The organism is Micromonospora sp. NPDC047644, assembly GCF_040704315.1.
Lineage (GTDB): Bacteria > Actinomycetota > Actinomycetes > Mycobacteriales > Micromonosporaceae > Micromonospora.
The window spans coordinates 246,332-270,704 of record NZ_JBEYSY010000013.1; the positions used below are offsets into that span (position 1 = coordinate 246,332).

Annotated in this window: 21 protein-coding genes; 14 read left to right on the plus strand and 7 right to left on the minus strand. The window is 71.1% G+C overall.

Features of this window, described 5'->3' with window-relative positions; genetic code table 11:
• Positions 1-67: 67 nt before the first annotated feature.
• The 4 genes from rfbA to AB0877_RS22920 all read left to right on the plus strand — a co-directional run bounded on the left by rfbA (position 68) and on the right by AB0877_RS22920 (position 3,279).
• Positions 68-958: a glucose-1-phosphate thymidylyltransferase RfbA gene (gene rfbA, locus AB0877_RS22905; RefSeq protein ID WP_366611289.1), complete on the plus strand. Its 891-nt coding sequence runs from the start codon at positions 68-70 to the stop codon at positions 956-958.
• The gene (gene rfbC / locus AB0877_RS22910) at positions 955-1,578 is read left to right on the plus strand and encodes a dTDP-4-dehydrorhamnose 3,5-epimerase (protein ID WP_366611290.1); all 624 of its coding nucleotides are present in this window, start codon (positions 955-957) and stop codon (positions 1,576-1,578) included. Before rfbA ends, rfbC begins: the two co-directional genes overlap by 4 nt.
• 68 nt (positions 1,579-1,646) lie before the next feature.
• A complete protein-coding gene (gene pafA / locus AB0877_RS22915; RefSeq protein WP_030332925.1) occupies positions 1,647-3,005 on the plus strand; it encodes a Pup--protein ligase in 1,359 nt (452 codons plus the stop codon).
• Positions 3,006-3,084: 79 nt separating this feature from the next.
• Positions 3,085-3,279, plus strand: coding sequence for a hypothetical protein (locus AB0877_RS22920; RefSeq protein ID WP_357186548.1), 195 nt, complete (start codon positions 3,085-3,087; stop codon positions 3,277-3,279).
• 132 nt (positions 3,280-3,411) lie between these two features.
• Here AB0877_RS22920 and AB0877_RS22925 read toward each other — a convergent pair whose 3' ends face one another.
• Entirely contained in the window at positions 3,412-4,497 is a 1,086-nt protein-coding gene (locus AB0877_RS22925; protein ID WP_366611292.1) for a DUF3866 family protein, read from the minus strand.
• A gap of 49 nt (positions 4,498-4,546) precedes the next feature.
• Positions 4,547-5,551: a cation diffusion facilitator family transporter gene (locus AB0877_RS22930; protein WP_366611293.1), complete on the minus strand. Its 1,005-nt coding sequence runs from the start codon at positions 5,549-5,551 to the stop codon at positions 4,547-4,549.
• A 117-nt stretch (positions 5,552-5,668) separates the two neighbouring features.
• On the opposite strand from AB0877_RS22930, the gene AB0877_RS22935 reads away from it, so the two are divergent.
• From AB0877_RS22935 to AB0877_RS22960, 6 genes are all read left to right on the plus strand, one after another.
• Positions 5,669-6,667, plus strand: a complete 999-nt coding sequence (locus AB0877_RS22935) for a WYL domain-containing protein (RefSeq protein WP_366611294.1) — start codon at positions 5,669-5,671, stop codon at positions 6,665-6,667.
• Positions 6,664-7,713 (plus strand): YafY family protein, encoded by a 1,050-nt coding sequence (locus tag AB0877_RS22940; RefSeq protein WP_366611296.1) that lies wholly within the window; start codon positions 6,664-6,666, stop codon positions 7,711-7,713. The genes AB0877_RS22935 and AB0877_RS22940 overlap by 4 nt, the downstream gene beginning before the upstream one ends.
• A 10-nt stretch (positions 7,714-7,723) precedes the next feature.
• Positions 7,724-7,969 carry a hypothetical protein gene (locus AB0877_RS22945; protein ID WP_366611297.1) on the plus strand — a complete coding sequence of 82 codons (246 nt, stop codon included), beginning with the start codon at positions 7,724-7,726 and terminating at the stop codon, positions 7,967-7,969.
• A 159-nt stretch (positions 7,970-8,128) separates the two neighbouring features.
• Positions 8,129-8,443 carry a Sec-independent protein translocase subunit TatA gene (tatA, locus tag AB0877_RS22950; RefSeq protein ID WP_124776013.1) on the plus strand — a complete coding sequence of 105 codons (315 nt, stop codon included), beginning with the start codon at positions 8,129-8,131 and terminating at the stop codon, positions 8,441-8,443.
• A gap of 18 nt (positions 8,444-8,461) precedes the next feature.
• The gene (gene tatC / locus AB0877_RS22955) at positions 8,462-9,412 is read left to right on the plus strand and encodes a twin-arginine translocase subunit TatC (protein WP_366611299.1); all 951 of its coding nucleotides are present in this window, start codon (positions 8,462-8,464) and stop codon (positions 9,410-9,412) included.
• A 164-nt stretch (positions 9,413-9,576) separates the two neighbouring features.
• Positions 9,577-10,518: a diacylglycerol kinase gene (locus tag AB0877_RS22960; protein WP_366611333.1), complete on the plus strand. Its 942-nt coding sequence runs from the start codon at positions 9,577-9,579 to the stop codon at positions 10,516-10,518.
• Here AB0877_RS22960 and AB0877_RS22965 read toward each other — a convergent pair.
• Positions 10,481-11,398 (minus strand): EamA family transporter, encoded by a 918-nt coding sequence (locus AB0877_RS22965; RefSeq protein ID WP_366611300.1) that lies wholly within the window; start codon positions 11,396-11,398, stop codon positions 10,481-10,483. The two genes, AB0877_RS22960 and AB0877_RS22965, sit on opposite strands and share 38 nt — an antisense overlap.
• Positions 11,399-11,735: 337 nt before the next feature.
• The gene (locus AB0877_RS22970) at positions 11,736-12,494 is read right to left on the minus strand and encodes an HAD-IA family hydrolase (protein ID WP_366611301.1); all 759 of its coding nucleotides are present in this window, start codon (positions 12,492-12,494) and stop codon (positions 11,736-11,738) included.
• Between the two features lie 86 nt (positions 12,495-12,580).
• On the opposite strand from AB0877_RS22970, the gene AB0877_RS22975 reads away from it, so the two are divergent.
• On the plus strand, positions 12,581-15,382 hold the full coding sequence (locus AB0877_RS22975) for a DEAD/DEAH box helicase (protein WP_366611302.1): 2,802 nt from the start codon (positions 12,581-12,583) through the stop codon (positions 15,380-15,382).
• Positions 15,383-15,547: 165 nt separating this feature from the next.
• Positions 15,548-16,432, plus strand: a complete 885-nt coding sequence (locus AB0877_RS22980) for an MHYT domain-containing protein (RefSeq protein WP_366611304.1) — start codon at positions 15,548-15,550, stop codon at positions 16,430-16,432.
• Positions 16,433-16,510: 78 nt separating this feature from the next.
• On the opposite strand, the gene AB0877_RS22985 is transcribed toward AB0877_RS22980, so the two are convergent.
• The 3 genes from AB0877_RS22985 to AB0877_RS22995 all read right to left on the minus strand — a co-directional run bounded on the left by AB0877_RS22985 (position 16,511) and on the right by AB0877_RS22995 (position 20,939).
• Positions 16,511-17,380, minus strand: coding sequence for an endonuclease/exonuclease/phosphatase family protein (locus AB0877_RS22985; protein ID WP_366611306.1), 870 nt, complete (start codon positions 17,378-17,380; stop codon positions 16,511-16,513).
• 129 nt (positions 17,381-17,509) lie between these two features.
• Positions 17,510-18,448, minus strand: a complete 939-nt coding sequence (locus tag AB0877_RS22990) for a superoxide dismutase (RefSeq protein ID WP_366611307.1) — start codon at positions 18,446-18,448, stop codon at positions 17,510-17,512.
• A 157-nt stretch (positions 18,449-18,605) separates the two neighbouring features.
• The gene (locus tag AB0877_RS22995; protein ID WP_366611309.1) at positions 18,606-20,939 is read right to left on the minus strand and encodes a beta-L-arabinofuranosidase domain-containing protein; all 2,334 of its coding nucleotides are present in this window, start codon (positions 20,937-20,939) and stop codon (positions 18,606-18,608) included.
• Positions 20,940-21,626: 687 nt separating this feature from the next.
• Here AB0877_RS22995 and AB0877_RS23000 point away from each other — a divergent pair.
• On the plus strand, positions 21,627-23,402 hold the full coding sequence (locus tag AB0877_RS23000) for a family 43 glycosylhydrolase (protein WP_366611335.1): 1,776 nt from the start codon (positions 21,627-21,629) through the stop codon (positions 23,400-23,402).
• A gap of 339 nt (positions 23,403-23,741) precedes the next feature.
• A partial coding sequence (locus AB0877_RS23005) for an endo-1,4-beta-xylanase (protein WP_366611311.1) occupies positions 23,742-24,373 on the plus strand: 632 nt, incomplete at its 3' end.

Sequence of the window (24,373 nt, forward strand, 5' to 3'; positions counted from 1 at the left end):
GACGGGCGGGGCGACTCCCGGTGTGTGACCCCCGCAGGACGGGTCGGGGTGCGGCTAGGCTTCCCCGATGCGCGGAATCCTACTTGCCGGCGGCACCGGGTCCCGGCTCTGGCCGATCACCCGGGCGGTCTCGAAGCAGCTGATGCCGGTCTTCGACAAGCCGATGATCTATTACCCGCTCTCCACCCTGGTGATGGCCGGGGTCCGGGAGATCCTGGTGATCACGACTCCGGAGGACCAGGACCAGTTCCGTCGGCTGCTCGGCGACGGCAGCCAGTTCGGGCTGCGGCTGGAGTACGTCAGCCAGGAGCGCCCGGAGGGCATCGCGCAGGCGTTCATCCTCGGTGCGGACTTCATCGGCGCCGAGTCGGTGGCGTTGGTCCTCGGCGACAACATCTTCCACGGCGTGGGTCTGGGCGGGCAGCTCGCCGATCACAGTGACCTGGTCGGCGGGCGGGTCTTCGCCTATCAGGTGGCCAACCCGCAGGAGTACGGCGTGGTCGACTTTGACGCCGACGGTCGCGTGCTCTCGATCGAGGAGAAGCCGGCCCGGCCGAAGTCCCGCTACGCGGTTCCCGGCCTCTACTTCTACGACAACCGGGTGGTGGACATCGCCCGCAAGCTCACCCCGAGCGCCCGTGGCGAACTGGAGATCACGGCGGTCAACGAGGTGTACCGGGAGACCGGGGAGCTGGCGGTGACGGTGCTGGATCGGGGCACCGCGTGGCTGGACACCGGCACGTTCAGCTCGATGATGCAGGCCGCCGAGTTCGTCCGGGTGGTCGAGGAGCGGCAGGGTCTCAAGATCGGTTGCATCGAGGAGGTCGTCTGGCGGGCCGGCCTGATCGACGACGCGCAGCTGCGCGCGCTCGCCGAGCCGTTGACCAAGAGCGGCTACGGCACCTACCTGCTCGGTCTGCTCAGCGACCAGGCCGGCAACGACGGGGGCGCCTGGTGAAGATCCGGGAGCTGAGCATCGAGGGCGCCTGGGAGATCACCCCCCAGCAGCACGGTGACCCGCGCGGCATGTTCATGGAGTGGTACCGCTTCGACAAGCTCGCCGAGGTGGTGGGGCATCCGCTGCGGCTGGCCCAGGCCAACCTGTCGGTCTCCGCGCGTGGCGTGGTCCGTGGCGTCCACTTCGCCGACGTCCCGCCCGGGCAGGCCAAGTACGTCTCGTGTGTGCGCGGCGCCGTCCTCGACGTGGTCGTGGACCTGCGGGTCGGTTCGCCGACCTTCGGTCGGTGGGAGGGCGTCCGGCTGGACGACACCGACCGTCGGGCGGTCTACCTGAGCGAGGGGCTGGGGCACGGGTTCTGCGCGTTGACCGACGACGCCACGTTGAGCTACCTCTGCTCGACCACCTACAACCCGACCGGCGAGCACGGTGTGCACCCGCTGGACGAGGAGTTGGGCATCGAGTGGCCCGCCGACGTTCCGCTGCTGTCCGCGCGCGACGACGCGGCGCCGACTCTGGCGCAGGTCCGCGAGCGCGGTCTGCTTCCGGAGTACGACAGGTGCCGGCAGTTCGTGGCGAGCCTCGGAGCGGACGGAATGTCGCACTCAACCGGTATGTGACCGCGCTCGGGGCACGACCTGTGGTCTGACAGTGACGAACCGGGCCTCCGGGCGGCTAATGTCACACCATGGAGCGGCGAATCTTCGGCCTCGAGACCGAGTACGGCGTCACCTGCACCTATCGCGGGCAGCGGCGGCTGTCCCCGGACGAGGTCGCGCGGTATCTGTTCCGTCGCGTGGTGTCCTGGGGCCGATCGAGCAATGTCTTCCTACGCAACGGGGCCCGGCTCTACCTGGACGTCGGGTCGCATCCGGAGTACGCGACACCGGAGTGCGACTCGGTGACCGATCTCGTCGCCCATGACCGGGCCGGCGAGCGGATCCTGGAGGGCCTGCTCGTCGACGCGGAGAAGCGGCTGCACGACGAGGGCATCGCGGGTGAGATCTACCTGTTCAAGAACAACACCGACTCGGCCGGCAACTCGTACGGCTGCCACGAGAACTACCTGGTCTCCCGACACGGCGAGTTCGGCCGGCTCGCCGACGTGCTCATCCCGTTCCTGGTCACCCGGCAGTTGATCTGTGGGGCCGGCAAGGTCCTGCAAACCCCGCGGGGGGCGGTCTACTGCCTCTCACAGCGGGCCGAGCACATCTGGGAGGGCGTCTCCTCGGCGACCACCCGCAGCCGTCCGATCATCAACACGCGCGACGAGCCGCACGCCGACGCCGAGCGCTACCGGCGGCTGCACGTGATCGTCGGCGACTCCAACATGAACGAGGTCACCACGCTGCTCAAGGTCGGCACCGCCGACATCGTGCTGCGGATGATCGAGGCCGGGGTGGTGATGCGCGACCTGTCCCTGGAGAACCCGATCCGGGCCATCCGGGAGGTGTCGCACGACATCACCGGTCGGCGCAAGGTGCGGTTGGCCAACGGCAAGGAGGTCAGCGCCCTGGACATCCAGCAGGAATACCTGGCCAAGGCCACCGAGTTCGTCGAGCGACGCGGCGGCGACCAGGCCGCCAAGCGGGTCGTCGAGCTGTGGGGCCGGGTGCTCAACGCGGTGGAGACCGGCGACCTGGAGCCGGTCTCCCGGGAGATCGACTGGGTCAGCAAGCTGCGGCTGATCGAGCGCTACCAGCGCAAGCACGACCTGCCGCTGTCGCATCCGCGGGTGGCGCAGATGGATCTGGCCTACCACGACGTGCGCCGGGGCCGGGGCCTCTACGGGCTCCTGGAGCGCCGCGGCGACGTCGACCGGGTGGCCACCGATCCGGAGATCTTCGAGGCCAAGGAGACCCCACCGCAGACCACCCGGGCCCGGCTGCGGGGCGAGTTCATTCGGCACGCCCAGGAGAAGCGCCGGGACTTCACCGTCGACTGGGTGCACCTGAAGCTCAACGACCAGGCGCAGCGCACCGTGCTCTGCAAGGACCCGTTCCGCGCGTACGACGAGCGGGTGGAGCGGCTGATCGCCAGCATGTGACCGGTTGCCGGCCCTGTCGAGGCGCTGCGTCGACGGGGCCGGTCAGCCCGGCGCGCTGAGCGGTTAAGCTGAGCGCGCCATGACGACTTCTGGACCTTCCGACCGCTCCGAGCGCGGCACCGAGCGGCAGAACTGGATCGAACGCCGGCGGGAGAAGATCCGCGCCGAGATCGACCGTAACCGGCGCGGTGACTACACGGTGCCGACGTGGGTGCTGGCCCTGGCGTTGGCGCTCATCGTGGGCGGCTGGCTGGCCCTGATCTTCCTGGCCTGACCGGAGCGCACCCCACGCCCGCCCTCGCCTCGTTGATCATGAAGTTATTGTCGCGACTCGCCGGGGCGGCGGGCAATAACTTCATGATCAACCGGGGTCGGCCGGGGGCCGGGGGGTGGGGGTGGGGGTGGGTCAGGGGAGCAGGGTTGTCGCGTGGCGGCCGGCGGCGGCTGCGGCCAGGAAGTAGGCGTGGTCGGCGTCGAGGCCCCGACCCATCGTGGACAGCGGCACCGCGCTGGCCCGCAGCGCGGCGTCCAGACCGTCGGTGCGCACCCGGATGATCCGGTGCCGGGTCGCCAGGGGCGCCAGCGCCGCGTCCACTTCGGTGGCGAGGGCCGGGTCCAGGTCGTCGGGCACCACCAGCTCCGCCGCGGCGAGCGCCACCCGGCCGTACGCGGTGAGGCTGTGGTGTGACACGCCCCGGTGCCGGGGGCGGGGGTCGGCGTCGGAGATGCGCAGCGAGCCGACGGGCTTGCCGCCCAGCGTGGCGATCGCGTTCACCGCCTCGCCGACGGCGACGCCGGAGAAGCCCCACCGGGTTCCGGTGCCCAGGTTGCCGGGCCCCTGCGCCACGATCGCCACGTCCGCGTCGAGAACGTGCCGGGCGGCGAGCAGACCGCCGTGCAGGGTGGTGGCCTCCAGGTCGCCACCGAACGCCTGCCCGACGGTGATCGTGCCGGCCAACTCGGCCCGCAGCCCGGCGAGGGTCCGGGAGAACCAGGCGGGCAGCGCCCCACCGTCGGTGAGCAGGTACGCCACCCGCGCCTGCGGGGCGTCGGCCCGGATGCCGGCCAGGATCGCCGGAAGCGCCGAGTGCAGGTCGGCGGTGACCACCGGCAGGCCACCCAGGTCGTCCGCGTCGGCCAGCACGTCGCGGTGCGGGGAGGCCTCCTCGTCGACGCCGAGGAGGATCGGCTGCAACGGCGTGTAGCGGGCCTTGACCAGATGCCCGGCGTCGCGGGTGTCGGCGACGTCCGGCGGGTCCGGCGGCAGTCGGTCGGGCAGGGCGACCACCAGGGCGTACCCGCCGGTGCCCAGCCCCATCAGCAGCGCGCCGGCGTTGAGCAGCACCCGGTCGCCGGGCTGGGGCGTGCCGACCAGCTCCGGGTACGCGAGGGCCCGCATCCGCGTGCCGTCGGGCAGGTCGACGTCCAGCTCCACCGCCCCGGTCCACTGCCGTCGCAGCGTCGCCACCGTCCCCGTACGCCATCGCACCATGACGGGCACGCTAGCCGCGCGGGCGTGGCGGCCCGCGCCCGGGTGTGGGTCAGGTCGGCTCGGGGCCGGGTGTGTCCGGGCTCGGCCCAGCCTGGGTGTGCCGGGCGGTGCCGGTGGCGCCCGGCATCGAACGGGTCGGGTCGAGGAAGACGAAGCGGATCTCCGGGTACCGGTTGGTGAGCCGCCGCTCGGCCTCGTCGGCGCTGGCCTCGATCTGCGCGCCGGTGGCCTCGTCGCGGAAGTCGACCTTCGCGGCGACCAGGATGTCCTGCGGGCCGAGCTGCATGGTCAGCAGGGTGTCGATGCGTTCCACCTCGGGCAGCCCGGCCAGATCCTGCTCGATCTCGTGACGCAGCCGCTCTGGGACGGCCCGGCCGACCAGCAGCGACAGGTTGTTGCCGGCGAGGATCCCGGCGACGGTCAGCAGCAGGAGCCCGATCAGGATCGACGCGACGCCGTCCCACACCTCGTCGCCGGTGGCGTGCGACAGACCGACGCCGAGCCCGGCCAGCACCAGACCGATCAGGGCCGCGCTGTCCTCCAGGAAGACCGCCTTGACGGTGGTGTCGGCGGTCAACCGCAGGAACCGCCGAGGCGTGGTCCGCCAGCGCCGCGACTCGCGACGCACCTGCCGCACGGCCCGGGCCAGCGAGATCGACTCGATGACGAACGACACCACGAGCACGACGTACGAGATCAGGTAATCGCCGCTGTGCTCGTGCACCAGGATCGTGGTGACGCCGTGGGTGACGGCGAAACCGGCGCCCCCGACGAACGTGAACATGGCGGCGAAGAACGCCCAGACGTAGCTTTCCTTGCCGTACCCGAAGGGGTGTCGCTGGTCGGCCGGGCGGGCGCCGCGGCGCAGCGCCTGGAAGAGCAGCACCTCGGTGGTGGTGTCCGCGATCGAGTGCGCCGCCTCGGAGAGCATCGCGGCCGATCCGGAGATCAGCCCGGCGATCAGCTTGGCGACCGCGATGGCGAGGTTGGCGGCACCGGCGACGACGACGGTGCCGACGCTCTCGCTCTCGGGTCGGGCCTCCGCTTGCGACATGAGGATCACCCTATGACCGCGGACGGCGACGCGCCGGGGGAGGCCCGATCCGAACAAGTGTGCGGCACGCCCGCGTGGGTGCGCGCTGTGGGCGGGTCGGCTGCTAGCGTCTACCGCGTGTCGCGGACCCGCACCGAACGCCTGGTCAACCTGGTGATCTGCCTGCTGTCCACGCGACGGTTCCTGACCGCCGCGCAGATCGCCGCGACCGTGCCCGGTTACGAGCACGATCCGGACGACGCGCGCGACCATGAGGCGTTCCAACGCAAGTTCGAGCGGGACAAGGCCGAGCTGCGCGAGCTGGGTGTGCCACTGGAGACCGGCACGGCGAGCGCCTTCGACGCCGAGCCCGGCTACCGGATCGCCCACCGCGAATACGCGCTGCCCGACATCCTTCTCGAACCGGACGAGGCCGCCGCGGTCGGCATCGCCGCCCGACTGTGGCAGCACGCCGGGTTGGCCGCCGCCGCGTCGTCGGGGTTGGCCAAGCTGCGCGCCGCCGGGGTGGACGTGGACCCGCAGGCGACCCTCGGCCTGGAACCGATGGTCACTGTCGACCCGGCGTTCGCGCCGCTGACCGCCGCCGCTCGGGACCGTCGCGAGGTGGGGTTCGACTACCGGGTGCCCGATCGCGACGCGCCCAGCCGGCGACGGTTGCAACCGTGGGGCGTGGTCTGCTGGCGCGGCCGGTGGTATGTGGTCGGCCACGACCAGGACCGGGAGGCGACCCGCTGCTTCCGGCTGTCCCGGGTCGTCGGCGCGGTCCGGGTGACCGGCGCCCCCGGCGCGTACGAGCCGCCGGCCAACGTCGACCTGATCAGCCACGTGGCCCGCTCGTCGGGTCCGGCGGAACGCACCGGTCGGGCCACCGTGCTGGCCGCGCCCGGGCGGGCCGCCGGGCTGCGCCGCTGGGCGGTGCAGGTGACCGCCGGGCCGGACGGCGACTGGTTGGTCCTGCCGTACGCCGACCCGGACGGGCTGGCCGGTCATCTCGTCGGCTACGGCCCGGATGTGCGGGTCATCGACCCACCGGAGGTCCGCGAGGCGGTCATCCAACGACTCAAGGAGATCGCCGTGCGCCACGACGAGCTGGCCGTCGGCGGGGGTGCCCGGTGACCCGCCCGGCCGCCCGCAACGGCTCCCGCGCGTCCGCCGACCGGCTGGCGCGACTGCTCAACCTGGTGCCCTACCTGCTGGCCCGGCCCGGCATCGAGATCGCCGAGGCGGCCGGCGACCTGGGCGTCACCGACCGTCAGCTCCGGGAGGATCTGGAGCTGCTCTGGGTGTGCGGGCTTCCCGGGTACGGCCCCGGTGACCTGATCGACATGGCGTTCGACGGTGACCGGGTGACCATCACCTACGACGCCGGCATCGACCGGCCGTTGCGGCTGACCCCCGACGAGGCCCTGGCCCTCGTGGTGGCGCTGCGGATGTTGGCCGAGACGCCCGGGGTGGCCAACCGGGAGGCCGTCGAACGGGCCCTCGCCAAGATCGAGGCCGCGGGTGACCTGGTAGGCGCGCCGGTGGCGGTCCGGTTGCCCGGGGACGCCCCACGGGTCGAGGCGCTGCGCGCCGCCGTGGAGGGCGGCAGAGCCCTGCGGATCACCTACTACACGGCTGCCCGGGACGAGACCACCGAGCGGGTCATCGACCCGCTGCGGATGCTGATGGTCGGCGGGCGGGCGTACGTGGAGGCCTGGTGCCGCCGTGCGGAGGCCGTCCGGCTGTTCCGCGCTGACCGGATCGACGCGGTCACCGAGTTGGACGAGCCGGCGACGGTGCCGCCGCAGGCCGTCCCGCACGACCTCACCGAGGGCGTCTTCCGCCCTTCGGCCGAGCTTCCGTTGATCACCCTGCGCATCGGTCGGGGCGAACGGTGGATCACCGAGTACTACCCCTGCGAGCGGGTGCAGGCCGGCGACGGCGACCAGTGGCTCGTCTCCCTGCGGGTCACCGACCTGGGGTGGGCCCGCCGGTTCGTGCTGGGCCTCGGCCCGGAGGTGACGGTTGTCGCCCCGGCGGAGTTGGCCGAGCAGGTGCGGGCGACGGCGGCCGCCGCGCTGGACGCGTACGCCGTGCCCGCGGCCCTGCCCCGGCTGCCCGAGGTCGACGTGGAGCGCGCGCCGTCGGGTGACCCGGCGGTGGCCGGCCGCACCCAGTAGGCTGACCGCCGTGCTGATCTGGATCGTGCTCGCGGTGGTGCTGCTACCCCTCGTGGCGCTCGCGTTGGCCGTGCGCCCGGTGCTGGCCCGGCTGCCCCGACTGCGCCGCGCCGCCGTGGCGTTGCAGCGGCGTGCCGCCGAGGCCGAGGCGCTGCGGGACACCGCCGAGGCGCTGCAACAGCGTGCCGAGGACGTCCAACGTCGGCTCGACACCACGTCCCGGCGACTCGCGGTGATCAAGGCGAAGCGCGGCTGATCGGCTACGCGCCCGGCGGTGGTTGACGGATCATCGCGGGTTGGTCAAGACTTCACCCTCCCGCCCAGACCACCACCACCCAGCGGGTGGCGGGCAGCCGATCCGCACGTACGATGGGCTGCGTACCACCCCCCGGACACAGAGCGACTGGAGCTTCTCATGGGTGCCCTCAAGCCGTGGCACATCGCTGTTCTCGTGGTTGTGCTGATCCTCCTCTTCGGTGCGAAGCGGCTCCCCGACGCGGCCCGTTCGCTGGGTCGCTCGCTGCGGATCATCAAGGCCGAGACCAAGAGCCTGCAGGATGACGACCGCGACCTCGCCGAGAAGGCCGACGCGCAGGCCGGCTACCAGCCGCTGCCGCCGCACGCCGGGCAGCAGGCGCCGTACACCGGCCAGCCGCAGCAGGCCCCGTACCAGCAGGCCCCGCCGCAGCAGCCGGTTGTCGACCCGGTGCACCGCGTCCGCGACAACTGACCGAAGGGGCCCACTCCCGTGGCCTTCGCACTGCGTAAACGCGGCCCGAGCACCTTCGAACGGGCCGCCGACGGCTCGATGACGCTCATCGAGCATGTGCGCGAACTGCGCAACCGTCTGTTCCGCGCGTCCGTGGCGATCCTCGTCGGGTTCGGCTTCGGTTTCTGGATGGCCGAGCGGGTGCTGCACCTGCTCCAGAAGCCCTACTGCGACCTGCCGCAGGCCAGGTATGTCGAGGGCAAGTGTGAGTTCGTCCAGCTCGGTCCGGCCGACCTGTTCCTGCTCAACCTCAAGGTCGCGCTCTGGGTCGGGTTGATCGTGGCCGCGCCGATCTGGCTCTACCAGCTCTGGGCGTTCATCGCGCCGGGCCTGCACCGGCACGAGCGGCGCTACGCGTACTTCTTCACCGCCCTGGCGGCGCCGCTGTTCGCGGCCGGTGCGGTGCTGGCGTACTTCGTCACGGCCAAGGGTCTGGAGTTCCTGCTCAGCATCTCGGCCAGCGAGATCAGCACGACACTGGAGATCACCAAGTACATCTCCTTCGTCACCAACCTGATCCTGCTGTTCGGGGTGGCCTTCGAGTTCCCGCTGATCGTGCTGATGCTCAACTTCGTGGGCATCGCCAGCGCGAAGCGGCTGCTCAGCTGGTGGCGGGTGGCGATCTTCGTGTTCTTCGCCTTCTCCGCCGTGGTCACCCCCACCCCGGACCCGTTCGGGATGACCGCTCTGGCGCTCTGCCTCTCGGCGCTGTACTTCGGCGCGGTGGGCATCGCCTTCCTCAACGACAAGCGACGTGGGCGCGGCAAGGAGATCTACGCCGGCGTCGACGACGACGAGGTGTCGCCGTTGGAGTTCGACGCGGACCCGGTCGTGGCCGGGCAGCGGGTCGATTCGGCAGCGCCGATCGGCGAACCCGAGCCGATCGCCAAACCGGCGCCGATCGAACGCCGCTACGACGACATGACCTGACGGCTTCGCGCCGACCGGTTCGCCGACGCCGTCCCCGTGCTGCGGGGGCGGCGTCGTCGCGTCACCTCCCGCGCCGGCGGCGGAACTGGTGGTGACGGCGCCTGCCCCTGGTGAACGGCGGGTGTCCGACCGGTACGGTGCTGCCCGTGACCGCAGACGATCACCTGCCCGGCCCGGTCGCCGGCGAACCCGTCGACCGCGCCCCGCTCGCCGGTGGGCCGGTGGCCCTGCTCACGAACCCGTCCGCCGGCCGGGGACGGTACAGCGCACTGCTGCCCCGGTTGGTGGACGCGCTCACCGACGCGGGTCGACCGCTTCGACAGCTGTCGGCGTCCAACCCGGAGGAGGCGGAGGCGGTATGTCGTCAGGCGGTCGCGGAGGGCGCGGGTGCGCTGGTGGCGGTCGGTGGCGACGGCACCGTGCACCGGGCGTTGCAGGCCGTCGCCGGGACCGACGTGCCGTTCGGCCCGATCCCGGCCGGCACCGGCAACGACTTCGCCCTGGACACCGGCTTCCCGGCCGACCCCCTCGCTGCGGCGGCGGTGATCGCCGAGGCGGTGCGCGAGGGCCGCAGCCAACCGGTCGACCTGGCCCGAATGGTAGGGGTCGACGGCGTCGAGCGCTGGTACGGCGCGGTCCTCGCCGCCGGGTTCGACGCGATCGTCAACGAGCGGGCCAACCGGATGCGCTGGCCCCGCGGCCCGCGCCGATACGACCTGGCGATCCTGGTCGAGCTGGCCCGGCTGCGCCCACGCCGCTACACGCTGCGCCTCGACGGGGTGCCGCACGACCTGGACGCGGTGCTCGTGGCGGTGGGCAACTGCCCCACGTACGGCGGTGGGATGCGGATCTGCCCCGACGCGGACCCGACCGACGGGCTGCTCGACGTGGTGGTGGCGGGTCGGGTCGACCGGCGGACCCTGATCCGGGTGAAGCCGCGCATCTACCAGGGCACCCACGTCAGCCACCCGCTGGTACGAAGCTTCCGGGCCCGAACTGTGGAGGTGGCGGCCGAGGGCATCACGTCGTACGCCGACGGGGAACGCTCCCTGGAGCTGCCGGTGACGATCAGCGCGGTTCCGGGCGCCGTGCGGCTGCTGCGTTGACCCGTACCGCGCCGATGCTGGCGGCGATCACCAGCACGATGGCGACGCACTCCAGCACTGTCAGCTCCTGCCGCAGCACCAGCCAGCCGGCGAGAGTGGCGACGGCCGGGCCGAGGCTCATCAGCACGGCGAAGGTGGCCGTCGGCATCCGCCGCAGCGCCATCAGCTCCAGGGTGTAGGGCAACCCGGAGGCGAGCACGGCGAGGGCGGCGCCGAGGGCCAGCACCGGCGGGTCGAGCAGCACCGCGCCGCCGTCGACGATGCCCAGCGGCAGGGTGACCAGCGCGGCGACGGTCAGCGCCAGGGCCAGCCCGTCCGCGCCGGGGAAACGGCCGCCGACCCGGGCGCTCAGCACGATGTACGCGGCCCACATGGCGCCCGCCCCGAACGCGAAGCCCACCCCGACCGGGTCCAGCCGCTCGAAGCCCCCCTGCCCGAGCAGCGCCACCCCGCCCAGCGCGAGCCCAGCCCAGCCCCAACTGGCCAGTCGGCGGGCGGAGAACACCGACAGCGCGAGGGGGCCGAGCACCTCGAGCGTCACCGCCGGACCGAGCGGGATGCGTTCGATGGCCTGGTAGAACAGCGAGTTCATGCCGGCCAGCGCCAGCCCGAACGCGCCGGCCGCGAGCCAGGCCGACCGGTCGTGTCCGCGCAGTCGGGGCCGGCACACGACGAGCAGCAGCACCGCCGAGATGGCCAGCCGCAGGGTCACCGCGCCGGCCACCCCGGTACGCGGGAAGAGCAACGCGGCCACCGCGGAGCCGAACTGCACCGACAGGGCCCCGCCGAGCACCAGCCCCACCGCGACGACGCCCCCGCGCCGACCTGGTGGCGTTTCCGCGGGTGCCGGCGTGGGCAGCAGGATCTCGGTCACGGGCACGACGGTAGGCGCTCAGCTGCGGCTACCTCTCGGCGGTGTGCACCTGCCGAAACGAGAGCCCTGTCGTTCGGCTCGTGGCGAGAGGTCGGATCTGTCGCCCTGGGCCGAGGTTGCACCGGGCAGGGAGCGGCCGGCCACGGCGACCCGGCCGAACGCGAGATCGACCTCCGCCGCGACGCCCTGCTCGCCAACCGCCCCCATCTCTCATGATCAAGTGATGAGAAACAGGTCCCAGAGGCCCCCACACCTACTTTCCATCACTTGACCATGGGGAGAGGGGGGTCGGGTGTCGGGGGTGGCGCTCGGTGGCCCTGACCGCGCGGACCGGTCCGGCTCGTCAGCCTGGCAGGGCGAGGTCGAGCACCGCGCCCAGCCCGTTCTCCCGGCCCGGCTCGGCTGCCGGGAGCACCAGCGCCGAGCAACCGGCGGCCACCGCGCCCGCGTCCGCCGGGGTGTCGCCGACCATGAGGGTCTGCTCCGGGTCGACGCCCAACATGCCGCAGGCACGCCAGAAGATCGCCGGGTCGGGTTTGCACCGCCCCACCTCGTACGAGAGCACGAACGCGCCGACCAGGTCGGTCAGCCCCCAGGCGTCGAAGTGTGGCCGCAGGTCGAAGCCGATGTTGCTGACCACCGCCACCGGCACCCCGGCGTCGCGCAACGCGGTCAGCGTGGGGGCGGTGTCGGTGTACGGCAGCCAGCCCTCGGTGGTCAGCAGCCGCTCGTAGAGCGCGTCGGCGAAGCCGTCGATGCCGGCGTCGACGGTCTCGGCCAGCCCGGTGTACGCGCCCCGGTGGGCGTGTTGGTAGAGATCCCGGTCGGCCCACAGCTCGGCGAGTCGGGGCGGCACCCGTGCCGGTAGTGGTCCGCCGGCACGGCCGGCGGTCAGCAGTCGGTCGGCCAGCGAGGTGGCGCGGACGCGGTCCAGGGTGACGCCGCACGCCGCCGCGGCCTCCGACACCCACCGCTGGGGCTCCTCCACCTGGGCCAGGGTGCCGTGGAAGTCGAAGAGCACCGCCTTGACCGGGCGTCGGGACGCCCGGCGCTCGGTGGTGCCCGGCGGACTGGTCTGGGGCGGTTCGGCATGGTCCGGCACGCCGTGCACCCTACCGACCGCCCCCGACCGCGCCTCCGGACGGCCTTGTGGGGTGACATGACGCGGCACGCACTAATCTTGGTGCCATGTCGAGCCCCGCCGAGCGGTACGCAGCGGCGCGCCGCAAGGCCGCACAAGCCGCACAGTTTCCGGCGCTGGACGAGTTCGCCCTCGAGTTGGGGTTCGACCTCGACGACTTCCAGCGGGAGGCCTGCCAGTCGCTGGAGCGGGGCAGCGGTGTGCTGGTCTGCGCTCCCACCGGTGCCGGTAAGACGGTGGTGGGGGAGTTCGCCGTTCACCTGGCGTTGCGGGGTCGGCCCGACGACCCGGTGCCCGCCGTCGACGCGACAGCCCCACCGGCACGACGCAAGTGCTTCTACACCACCCCGATCAAGGCGCTGTCCAACCAGAAGTACCACGACCTGGTCGCCCGGTACGGTGCCGAGCAGGTCGGCCTGCTGACCGGCGACAACGCGATCAACGGCGACGCGCCGGTGGTGGTGATGACCACCGAGGTGCTGCGCAACATGCTCTACGCGGGCTCCAGCACCCTCCAGGGCCTCGCGTACGTGGTGATGGACGAGGTGCACTACCTGGCTGACCGGTTCCGCGGTGGGGTCTGGGAAGAGGTGATCATTCACCTGCCTGCCTCCGTCACCCTGGTCTCGTTGTCGGCGACCGTCTCCAACGCCGAGGAGTTCGCCGACTGGCTGGTCACCGTGCGTGGTGAGACCGCCGTGGTGGTCAGCGAGCACCGGCCGGTGCCGTTGTGGCAGCACATGCTGGTCGGCAAGCGGATGTTCGACCTGTTCCACGACGCCGACGCCGCCCGCAAGCACGACGTGCACCCGGAGTTGCTGCGTTACACCCGGGAGACCGCGCGGCGGCTGGAGTTGGGTGAGGGGCGCAGCGCCGGGCCCGGTGCCGGCCGGCGCGGCCCGCGCTGGCGTGGCCCGTTGCGCCCGGACATCGTCGACCGACTGGACCGGGAGGGTCTGCTACCGGCGATCCTGTTCATCTTCAGCCGGGCCGGTTGTGCCGCCGCGGTGCAGCAGTGCCTCGCCGCCGGGCTGCGGCTCACCTCGGCGGAGGAACGGGCTGAGATCCGCCGGGTCGTCGAGTCGCGGGTCACCGCCATCCCGGGCGAGGACCTGTCGGTGCTGGGCTACTGGGAGTGGCTCGACGGCTTGGAACGCGGCCTGGCCGCCCACCACGCCGGCATGCTGCCGGTGTTCAAGGAGGTCGTCGAGGAGCTGTTCGTCCGCGGCCTGGTCAAGGCGGTCTTCGCCACCGAGACGCTGGCGTTGGGCATCAACATGCCGGCCCGCTGCGTGGTGCTGGAACGGCTGGTCAAGTACAACGGCGAGGCGCACGTCGACCTGACCCCGGGGGAGTACACCCAGCTCACCGGGCGTGCCGGCCGCCGAGGCATCGATGTGGAGGGGCACGCCGTCGTGGTGTGGTCCCCGGAGACCGACCCACGGCACGTGGCGGGGCTCGCGTCCACCCGCACCTATCCGCTGCGCTCCAGCTTCCGGCCGTCGTACAACATGGCGGTGAACCTGGTCGGCACGGTCGGCGTGGAGCCGGCCCGGGCCCTGCTGGAGTCCTCGTTCGCGCAGTTCCAGGCGGACCGGTCGGTGGTCGGCCTGGCCCGGCAGGTGCAGCGCAACACCGAGACCATCGACGCGTACGGCGCGGAGGCCGCCTGCCACCACGGCGACTTCGACGAGTACTTCGCGCTGCGGGTGGCGATCGCCGAGCGGGAGAAGGCGATCGCCCGGCAGGGGCAGACCCAGCGCAAGGCCGCCGCGGTGGCCTCGTTGGAGCGGCTGCGGGTCGGCGACGTGATCCGGGTGCCGTCGGGTCGGCGGGCCGGGTTGGCCGTGGTGCTGGACCCGGCCACCGGTGGGTTCGGTGAGCCCCGGCCGTTGGTGCTCACCCAGGACCGTTGGGCCGGGCGGGTCAGCCTCGGCGACTTCACCACTCCGGCCGAGGTGCTGGCCCGGATCCGGGTGCCCAAACACTTCAACCACCGGTCCCCGGGCGCCCGCCGGGACCTCGCCGCCGAGGTCAGCGGCACCGGCCTGGATCGGCACGGTGGCCGACGCGGGGGCCGTTCCCGGCAGGCGACCGGCGAGGACCATCAGATCACCCAGCTCCGCAGCGAGCTGCGTCACCACCCCTGCCACGCCTGCCCGGAGCGCGAGGAGCACGCCCGCTGGGCGGAGCGGCGTCGGCGGCTGGAGCGCGACACCGATGAGTTGCGCGAGCGCGTCAGCGGTCGTACGGGCTCCCTCGCGCGAACGTTCGACCGGATCGTGGCGCTGCTGACCGAGCGTGGCTACCTCGCCCGCGACGGCGCGGTCACCGACGCCGGTCGGATGCTGGGCCGGATCTGGACCGAGGCGGACCTGCTGGTCGCCGAGTGCCTTCGCCGGGGGGTGTGGAACGGGTTGTCCCCGGCCGAGCTGGCCGCCGCGGTGTCAGTGGTGGTGTTCGAGGCGCGCCGCGATGTCGACGAGCGGGCGTCGTTGCCGCGCGGGCCGGTGGCCGACGCGGTGGACGAGACGCTGAAGCTGTGGGGGGAGATCGAGGCCGACGAGGCGGCGCGGGGGCTGACGGCGACCAGGGAGCCGGATCTCGGTTTCGCCTGGCCCGTCTACCGGTGGGCCCGGGGGGAGGCGCTGGCGAAGGTGCTCGGCAGCGGCCATGAGATCGATGGTGAGATGCCCGCCGGTGACTTCGTCCGGTGGGCCCGGCAGGTCGTCGACCTGCTCGGTCAGATTGCCGACTCGGGCGGTGCCACAACGGAGCTGCGGTCGACGGCTCGACAGGCTATAGCGGCCGTCAATCGAGGCGTTCTCGCGTACCACACGTCGGCGTGACAGTTACACTCAGTAACTTTCGTCGGGTGAATCGACGCAGCGGACGGTTACCTGAATAGCACCCCTCGAATAGCCCAAGGGGTCTATTGCGCCTGATCACAGCACCCCTGATCATTGCCGAGGCGTCTTGTTGACGCATCGGTAACGAATGGGGAGAAAGCCGCCGTGGCGGAGATTAATCACTTTGAGTACGGGTGGATCACGCCCGCGCTGAGCTACGCGCTGTCGGTGCTCGGTTCGATCCTCGGTCTGGTCTGCGCCGGGCGCATCCGTACGGCCCGAACGAACGGCCAGCGGGCGTGGTGGGGTCTGCTGTCGGCCTGGGCGCTGGGCGGCACCGCCATCTGGGCGATGCACTTCATGGCCATGCTCGGCTTCGCCGTCGAGAACACCCGGATCCGCTACGACGTGCCGCTGACCGCGGCCAGCACGGTCATCGCCGTGGTGGCGGTCGGTATCGGCCTGGCCATCGTGGGCACCGGCCGGCTGAATCCGGTACGACTGATCGCCGGCGGTGTCTTCACCGGCGTCGGCGTGGCCTCCATGCACTACACCGGCATGGCCGCCATGCGTCTCAACGGCACCCTCGGCTACGACACGGTCCGGGTCGTGCTCTCGGTGGTCATCGCCGTGGTGGCGTCCACCGTCGCGCTGTGGCTCGCGATGACCGTCCGGCGGGGGTTGGCGATCTTCGCCTCCGCGCTGGTCATGGGGATCGCCGTCAACGGGATGCACTTCACCGGCATGAGCGCCCTGTCGGTGCACCGCCACGAACGGGCGGGTGAGGTGACCGGCGCCGGGGTGGGCACCCTGCTCGTGCCGATCGTGCTGGCGGTGGTCTTCGGGGTGGTCGGTCTGCTCTACGCGCTGCTGGCCGCTCCGACCGACGAGGACCGGGCCGCCACCGCGTACCTGAGCGGGCTGCGGATCTCGGAGCCGCCGGCCGCGGCGCCCGCCACTGCTCCCGACCCGGTCGGGTTGCGCGCCCGCTCCACCCTCGGCCAGCCCGGTACTCCCTTCCCGTCCCGCCGGGACACGCCGCCGCGCTGACGCCGTTCGACCGGCCCGCGCCGCGTCGCGGCGACCTTCGGGGATCCGGCCGTCTCCGTGCGTCCGGACGGAGACGGGTCAGGCCGGTCGCCGGCTGCTGTCGATCGTGAGGGTGACCAGCAGCCCGGGGTGGTCGGTCGTCCCGTTCATGGGCACCAGGCTGCGACAGCAGAGGCTGATGTCGGCGGTCGCCGTCACGTGTTGCAGTCGACCGTCGGCGACCCGCTGATGGCCCGGCGGGATACAGGACCGCACGTCGGAGTCGGGGCCGGCGCGCAGGTTGAGGTCACCGCCGAGCACTGTCGGTTCGTCCCCGGCGTCGCGGCTGATCGTCGGCAGGATGGTACCGAGCAGGTGGTCGCACTGGGCGAGCGCGACGCGGTAGCCACCGGTGGCGGACAGGTGCGTGGTGCAGGCGAGCACGGCGCCGCCGACGTCGACGCAGAGCCAGGCGCGTTCCTCGGGGTCCGCGAGGTCCTGCGTCGGGTGGATTCCGGCGTACACGGTGTTCGGTGTGTCCGGCGTCGGCACGTGGGCCAGTACCCCGATGCCGAACCGTTGCCCGTTGCGGCAGCGGGTGTCGTCGCCGCTCGGGCGGTCGCCGGCGGCCTGGAACGCGGCCACCACCCTCTGGCCAGGGTGGACGGTTTGGAACGCCCGGCGCAGGGTCGACAGGTCGCCCGCGCAGATCTCGTTGAGAGTGACCAGGTCCGGCGCCTTGGCGGTGATCACCTCAGCGGCCTTGGCCGTCGCGTGGCCGGTGTAGCAGCCGGCGAGGCCACTGTTGCAGAGATTCATCTGCAGCATCCGCAGGACCGTGGGCTGCGCCACGTCGGTGGGCGCTGCCGACGGTGCGGCCGGCCGGTTGGCCGGCAGTGCGGCGGCGGCGAGGATGCAGCCCACCGCCAGGGTTCGACGCAGAAACCGGTACGGACGGGCGGCCAACACGGACTCCGGGGTGCAAGGCGACAGTCGTCGCCGGGGTGCCAGTGATCCTACTGGCGGCCGAGACGTCGATCGAGATTCCCGCAGCGGTGGCCCGAGGGGCACCCGCGCGGCGGGTGCCCCTCGGATCGCTCAGTGGGCGCGGACCGCGACCGCCGTGTAGGGCGTGGTGGGGGTCGGCGGTGTGGTGAACCGGGCGTTGGGCAGGTAGAGCCGGCCCAACGCCTTGGCCACGGTGGTGGGTACGTCGAAGTGCGGATCGGTGATGGTGCCGGTGAGTGCTCCGGTGGTGCCGGCGTGGTCCAGCCGGACCACCGCGATCTGGTTGAGGCGGTTCTGCACGACGTAGAGGGTGCGGCCGAGCAGGAGAAGCCCATCGCCGTTGGTGAAGGTGTGGCCCGGCACGTCCACGACGGTGCTCGCCCCGGTCGCCGGGTCGACCCGGAACAGCGTGCCGGTGGAGGACTGGACGACGATCAGCGCCCGGCCGTCGGGTGTGGTGGTGATGCCGTTGAGGTTCACCCCCGTACCGACCTGCTCGTACGCACCGGTCAGCGTGATCGTGGTGAAGGCGTCGGCGGGCGGCAGCGCGCCACCGCGACCGAGCGGCAGCCGGTAGAGCACCGGCCGGTTCGAGTCGGTGAAGTATGCCGCGTCGCGGGTCAGCACGACGTCGTTGACGAACGTGGGGGCGGTGGCGAACTGGTAGCGGGCCAGCACCTCGCCGGTGCGGGTGTCGAGTACCCGAGCGTCGCCAGCCGTGCCACCGGAGACGAAGAGCCGGCCGCGTGTGTCGACCTTGAGGCCGAGCGACGGCGTGCCGGTGGCCGCGCCGATCGTCGTGCCCCGGCCGGTGACCAGGTCGACCCGCTGGATGGCGCCGGTGGCGCGGGAGCCGAAGTAGGCGTACCGGCCGGCGGTGGCGATGCCCTCGGGCTGGAACCCGTCGGGGAGGGCGAGGACGGCCGGCGGCCGCCCCGCGGGGTGCGCCTGCGCCGGCGCGGCGGCGACGGTGGCCAGCATGACGGCGGCCAACGCGCCGCCGATCGTGGTGTGGAGGGGGCGGTTCACTGTGCTCCTTCCGGGCGGAAGCGGCACGAGCCGACACGTCCGCCACGTTCACTGGGGCCAGGACCCTCCCCACTGTACGACCGCTGGCGGGCGTCTGCCCGGCGTCACCGGCGCGGTCCTCGGGTGACCGCGCCGGTGAGCCGTCGAGCGGCGGAGGTCAGGCGTTGCGGACCAGCCTCCACCGGTTGTCCGCGCTGCCGTTGTCCGGATCCTGCACGGCCTGCGCTCCCCAGGCGGTCGACCCGTTCAGGATTCCGAGCAGCTTGTTGCTGTTGACGTTGCGGATCTTGTAGGTGCCGTCGCCGTTGTCCACCAGGATCCACCGGTGATCGGCGGTGCCGTTGTCGGCCCACTGGAGGACCCGCGCGTTGTCGGCGGTGGACATGTTCTCCACGCCCAGGACCTTGCCGCTGTTGACGTTGCGGAACCGGACGGCGTTGCCGTCGGTGATGACCACCCAGTTGTGGTCCGCCGTGCCGCTGTCGCCCCACTGCACGGCCAGACCCCCGTCGGCGGTGGACATGTTCTGGACCCCCAGGACCAGCCCGGTGCCGACGTTGACCAGTCGGTAGCTGCCGCCGGTGCCGCCGCTTCCGCTGGTGTTCCAGTAGACCGTGTAGTTGAAGCCGTGGGCGTCGTGGAAGGGGCCGAGGTTCACCGTGGACCCGTTGGCGCTCGCGGTGAACGCGAGCGAGCTGCTGCTGGTCCGGGTGATCGAGGAGACGGTGATCGCCGGTGGAGCGCTCAGGGCCGTGTTGCCGTAGTTGCCGGCCAGCACCGCCGGACCGTACGTGATCGCGCCGATGCTGGCGTTGTCGTTGGCGGCCCGGACGGCGACCTGCATCGGCAGCCGTACGGTGATGGTGTCGCCCGCGGCCCACGTGCGCGTGACAGTGGCGTAGCTGCCCGGGGTGGTGGCGACGTTCTCCACGGTGCCGTTGACGGCGATCGTCGCGCCGCTGGTCCAGGACGGGATCCGCACCCGGATGCTCCACGAGCCGCTCATCGAGCCGCTCAGGGTGAGGGTGCTGGTGTCACTGACCGGGAAGTTGGTGCTCTGGGTGACAGTGATGCCGCGTTGCGTCCAGTTCAGCACCGACGGCGCGAACAGGTTCACGCTCAGCGTGGTCCCGTTGTAGAAGTAGATGGAGTCCATCAACCTTGTGTTGATTTCCAGGCCGGTGCCCTGGCAGCACCAGAACGAGTTGTAGTCGGTGCTCCAGGTGCCGCCACCCCACGCCGGTCCCACGCCCCGACGACCACCCGGCCGCAGCGGGGTGAAGTAGGTGATGTGGCCGTGGCTGTCGGCCGGGTTCTGCCCGCCGATCAGGTGGTTGATCAGCGCCCGCTCGTAGAAGTCGAAGTAGTCCGCCCGGCTCGGGTCGAGCAGCCACAGCTCCCGGGTCAGTTTGAGCATGTTGTGGGTGTTGCACTGCTCGCAGGTGTCGTTGCTGAGGTAGCCGGCGATCGCGTTCGGTGCCCGGAAGTGCTCCGCCTGACTGTTGCCGCCGATGGCGTAGGTGTGCGCGCCGACGGTGATACGCCACGCGTTGCTGGCGATGTCCCGGTAGCGGGTGGTCCCGGTGGCCTTGTACTCCCGGGCGGCACCGATCCACTTGGGCACCTGGGTGTTGGCGTGCAGCCCGTTGAGCTGGTCCTGGTTGGCGGCCAGGGGGTTGAACACGGCGGCGTGGTCGAACCGCTGGGCGGTGGCGAGCCACCGGGAGTCGCCGGTCTGCTGGTAGATGTCGGCGAGCACGTCGTTCATGCCACCGAACTCGGTGCCCAGCATCGATTGCATCTGGCTGGAGCTCAGCCGGGCCGTCCGGGTGTCGACCCAGCCGGCGAGGGACAGCAGCACCGTACGGGCCTGCGTGTTGCCGATGTAGCGCCAGACGTCGAGGAGACCGGCGAGGGTCTTGTGGATGCAGTAGTAGGGCACGTTGCCGTTGGACAGTGTCCGGGCCTCGAGCGCGGTGAAGTCGGACTCCGGGAAGCCGGAGAGGTAACCCGCGCCGAACCCGGCGGCACCGTTGTTCGCCTGGCACTTGGCCAGCTCGGCGACCATGTAGTTCGCCTTGTCCCGGCAGGTGGTGTCGCCCAGCACCGCGTACGCGTACGCCCACGCGCTGAGGAAGTGGCCCTGCATGTGGGTCCGGAACGGGAAGTTCGGCGCGTCCCAGCCCCCGTTGGTGGCGGCGCCGTTCGTCGACAGCCGGTGGTTGGCGCGGAAGTTGTAGAGCATCCGGTCGACGTCGACGAACCGCAGGTAGTTCAGCGTCCGGTTCTGGTTGTCCATCCAACGGCCGGCGGTGAGTCGCACCTGCCCGGGGTCGAATGCGTACGCCGAGACGCCGATGTCGGACCGGGCCGGGGGCACGATGGCGGCGCTCGCGCCCGCGGGGGAGACGGCGACGCCGGTCGCGGAGACCACCACGGTGGCTCCGGCGGCCTGAAGCAGGTGGCGACGGCTGAGGGGCAGGGGTGGCATGGGAAACCTCCAGGTGGCCGGGTACGTCGGGGCCGCCATCGATGGCGGTGGGTCGTCGGCGGCAAGAGGGGGCCGACGCCGGGTGCGGTGTGGTGGGTGGGACGGGGGTCGCCGTGGACGCCGGGTGCCCACCCCTGCGCCTATCGCGGCTCATCGATGTGATCGCTAACATAGTTCGTTGTTAACATGCCCGCAACCCCCGGAGTGTCTGGTCGACCCATTTCCGCGACCACCTGGACCGGAGTCGCCCGGTCCGGTGGCGGTTGTGGTCCGAAACGGACATTGCCCGGGCTCGCGATCATCGAGGCGTTGCCGTGAGTGACCGTTGCCGGTGGCTGCCGCTCCGTTGACGCCCGTCCGGTCGCTCAGTACCGTGCATCGTAAATCTTCGATGTCAACGTTGATACCTCAATGCTGCGATGGGGTTACGACGGCCATCCCCGCGCCACACAAAAATCCAGGCCAGCTAGGGGAAGGAGGCATCGGTGAATAGCTGTTAGCGCTAACACGGCCGCCGGTCGTTCTGCCCAGCGCGGGAATCACAAGCCCGTTCGAGCGGCCGTCCCAGCGGTGGCTCCACCCGTCAAGCACCGCGCACTCTCTGTGGGAGTAAATGTGAACGTGAAGAATCGAACCACGACCCGGGCCGCTCGCCGGACCAGGCGAGCGGTCGCCTGGCTGGCCAGCATGGCCTGCCTCTTCGCACTGATACCGGGTACGGCCAGGGCCGACAACCCCATTGTTCAGAACATCTACACCGCCGACCCGGCGCCGATGGTGCACAACGGTCGGGTCTACCTCTACACCGGACACGACGAGGACGGATCCACCTACTTCACCATGCGCGAATGGCGGGTGTACTCGTCGGCCGACATGGTGAACTGGACCGATCACGGCTCGCCGATGAATCTGGCGACGTTCGCGTGGGCGGACGCCAACGCGTGGGCCGGGCAGGTCGTCGCGCGTAACGGGAAGTTCTACTGGTACGTGCCGGTGCGCCAGCGCTCCAACGGGCAGATGGTGATCGGCGTCGGCGTGGCCGACAGCCCGACCGGGCCGTTCCGCGACGCGCTCGGTCGGCCACTGGTCGGCAACAACGAAATCGACCCGCACGCGTTCATCGACGACGACGGGCAGGCGTATCTGTACTGGGGTAACCCGGGTCTGTGGTACTTCAAGTTGAACCCGGACATGATTTCGTTCTCGGGCAGCGCGACACGCATTCCCCTCACGACGGCGGGGTTCGGTACCCGTACCGGTAATGCGAGTCGGCCGACGCTGTACGAGGAGGGGCCGTGGGTGTTCAAACGCAACGGGTTGTACTACAACGTGTTCGCGGCGGAATGCTGCTCCGAATTCATCGCGTACTCCACGGCGACCGGACCGACGGGGCCCTGGACATATCGGGGAACAATCATGCCGCGGCAGGGCGCCAGTTTCACCAATCACGCGGGTGTGATCGACTTCCAGGGCGGCTCGTATTTCTTCTATCACAACGGGGCGTTGCCCGGCGGCAGCGGTTACACCCGTTCGGTAGCGGTGGAGAAGTTCACCTACACCAGCAGCGGTATGTTCCCGACGATCAACATGACGACCACGGGGGCGCCGCAGGTGGGCACCCTGAACCCGTACGTGCGGCAGGAGGCCGAGACGATCGCCTGGGGCTCGGGGATCGAGACCGAGGTGTCCAGCGAGGGCGGGATGAACGTCGGCTGGATCGAGAACGGCGACTACATCAAGCTCAAGGGTGTCGCCTTCGGCGCGGGCGCGACCTCGTTCAGCGCCCGGGTCGCGTCGGCCACCAGCGGTGGGCGCATCGAGGTACGCCTCGACAGTGCCAACGGCCCGACCGTGGGCACCTGCACCGTGGGTGGCACCGGCGGCTGGCAGATCTGGAGCACCACCACCTGCGCGATCAGCGGGGCGACCGGCACCCGTGACCTCTACCTGCGCTTCGCCGGCGGCAGTGGCAACCTGCTCAACATCAACTGGTGGCAGTTCGGCGGTAGCGGCGGCACCGCCACCAACCTGCTCACCAACGGCGACGTGGAGAACGGCACGACGGGCTGGGGAGTGCACGGCAGTGGCACGCTCTCCCGCAACACCAGCGTGGCGCACGGTGGCAGTGGGTCACTGTCGATCACCGGCCGGACCGGCGCCTGGAACGGCCCCGGTCAGGACGTGACCGCCAGGCTCACCAACGGCAGGAGCTACACCACGAACGTCTGGGTACGCGCACAGAGCGGCACCCCGTCGGCGAAGGCGACCCTGTCGCTGACCGCGAACGGCACGACGAGCTACCTCCAGCTGACGCCGGCGGTGGGCGTGAACGTCAACGGCTGGACCCTGCTCACCGGCACCACGACCGTGTCGTGGAGCGGCACCCTGACCAGCGCCACCTTCTACGTCGAGACGGCGGCGGGCACCGACAGCCTCCTGGTCGACGACGCCTCGCTCCAGTGACTGGTGCTGCCGGAGCCGTGTTCGGCGCGGCTCCGGCAGCACGGTGCCAGGCCCACCACCGCGACGGAGCGACGGTTTCCCGGTGCGGTTGGTTACGACTTGACGAACGGCATGTTATCGCTCACAGTCGATGGTTGAGGGCAGCCGCACCTGTGGTTCACCGGGCGAACCTGCTGTGGCACCTCGACCCGCGACGTCCGCCCAGGGCATGTCGGACGTCGGGTCAGGACTCCCCGCACCCGCCGCCGCGACGGCGATCGTTGCTGACATCTGCCATGTCGCCGGGGCGGATCCGGGCGTGCGTCTCCATCGCTGCACCACCACAGAGAAGGAATCCGCATGATTCACAGAAGAGCCCTGAGAGCGGCGGTGACCATCGCCGTTACCGGTGCCCTCGCTGCCGGCATGACGATGGCACTGACCACCTCGGCCAGCGCCGGCACGACCCTCGGCGCCTCGGCGGCCGAGAAGGGCCGCTACTTCGGCGCGGCCGTCGCGGTCAACAAGCTGTCGAACAGCACCTACACGACGATTCTGAACCGTGAGTTCAACGACGTCGTGGCCGAGAACGAGATGAAGTGGAGCTCGACCGAGCCGCAGCAGAACACCTTCACCTTCGCCAGTGGTGACCGTCTGGTCAGTCACGCGCAGGCGAACGGAATGCGGGTGCGGGGTCACGCGCTGTTGTGGCACCAGCAGCAGCCGGGTTGGGCGCAGGGCATGTCGGGCAGCGCGTTGCGCAGCGCGATGATCAACCACGTCACCCGGGTGGCGACGTACTACCGCGGCAAGATCCACTCGTGGGACGTGGTGAACGAGGCGTTCGCCGACGGTGGCAGCGGTGGTCGGCGTGACTCGAACCTGCAGCGCACCGGCAACGACTGGATCGAGGCGGCGTTCCGGGCGGCGAAGGCCGCGGATCCGGGCGCGAAGATGTGTTACAACGACTACAACACCGACGGGATCAACGC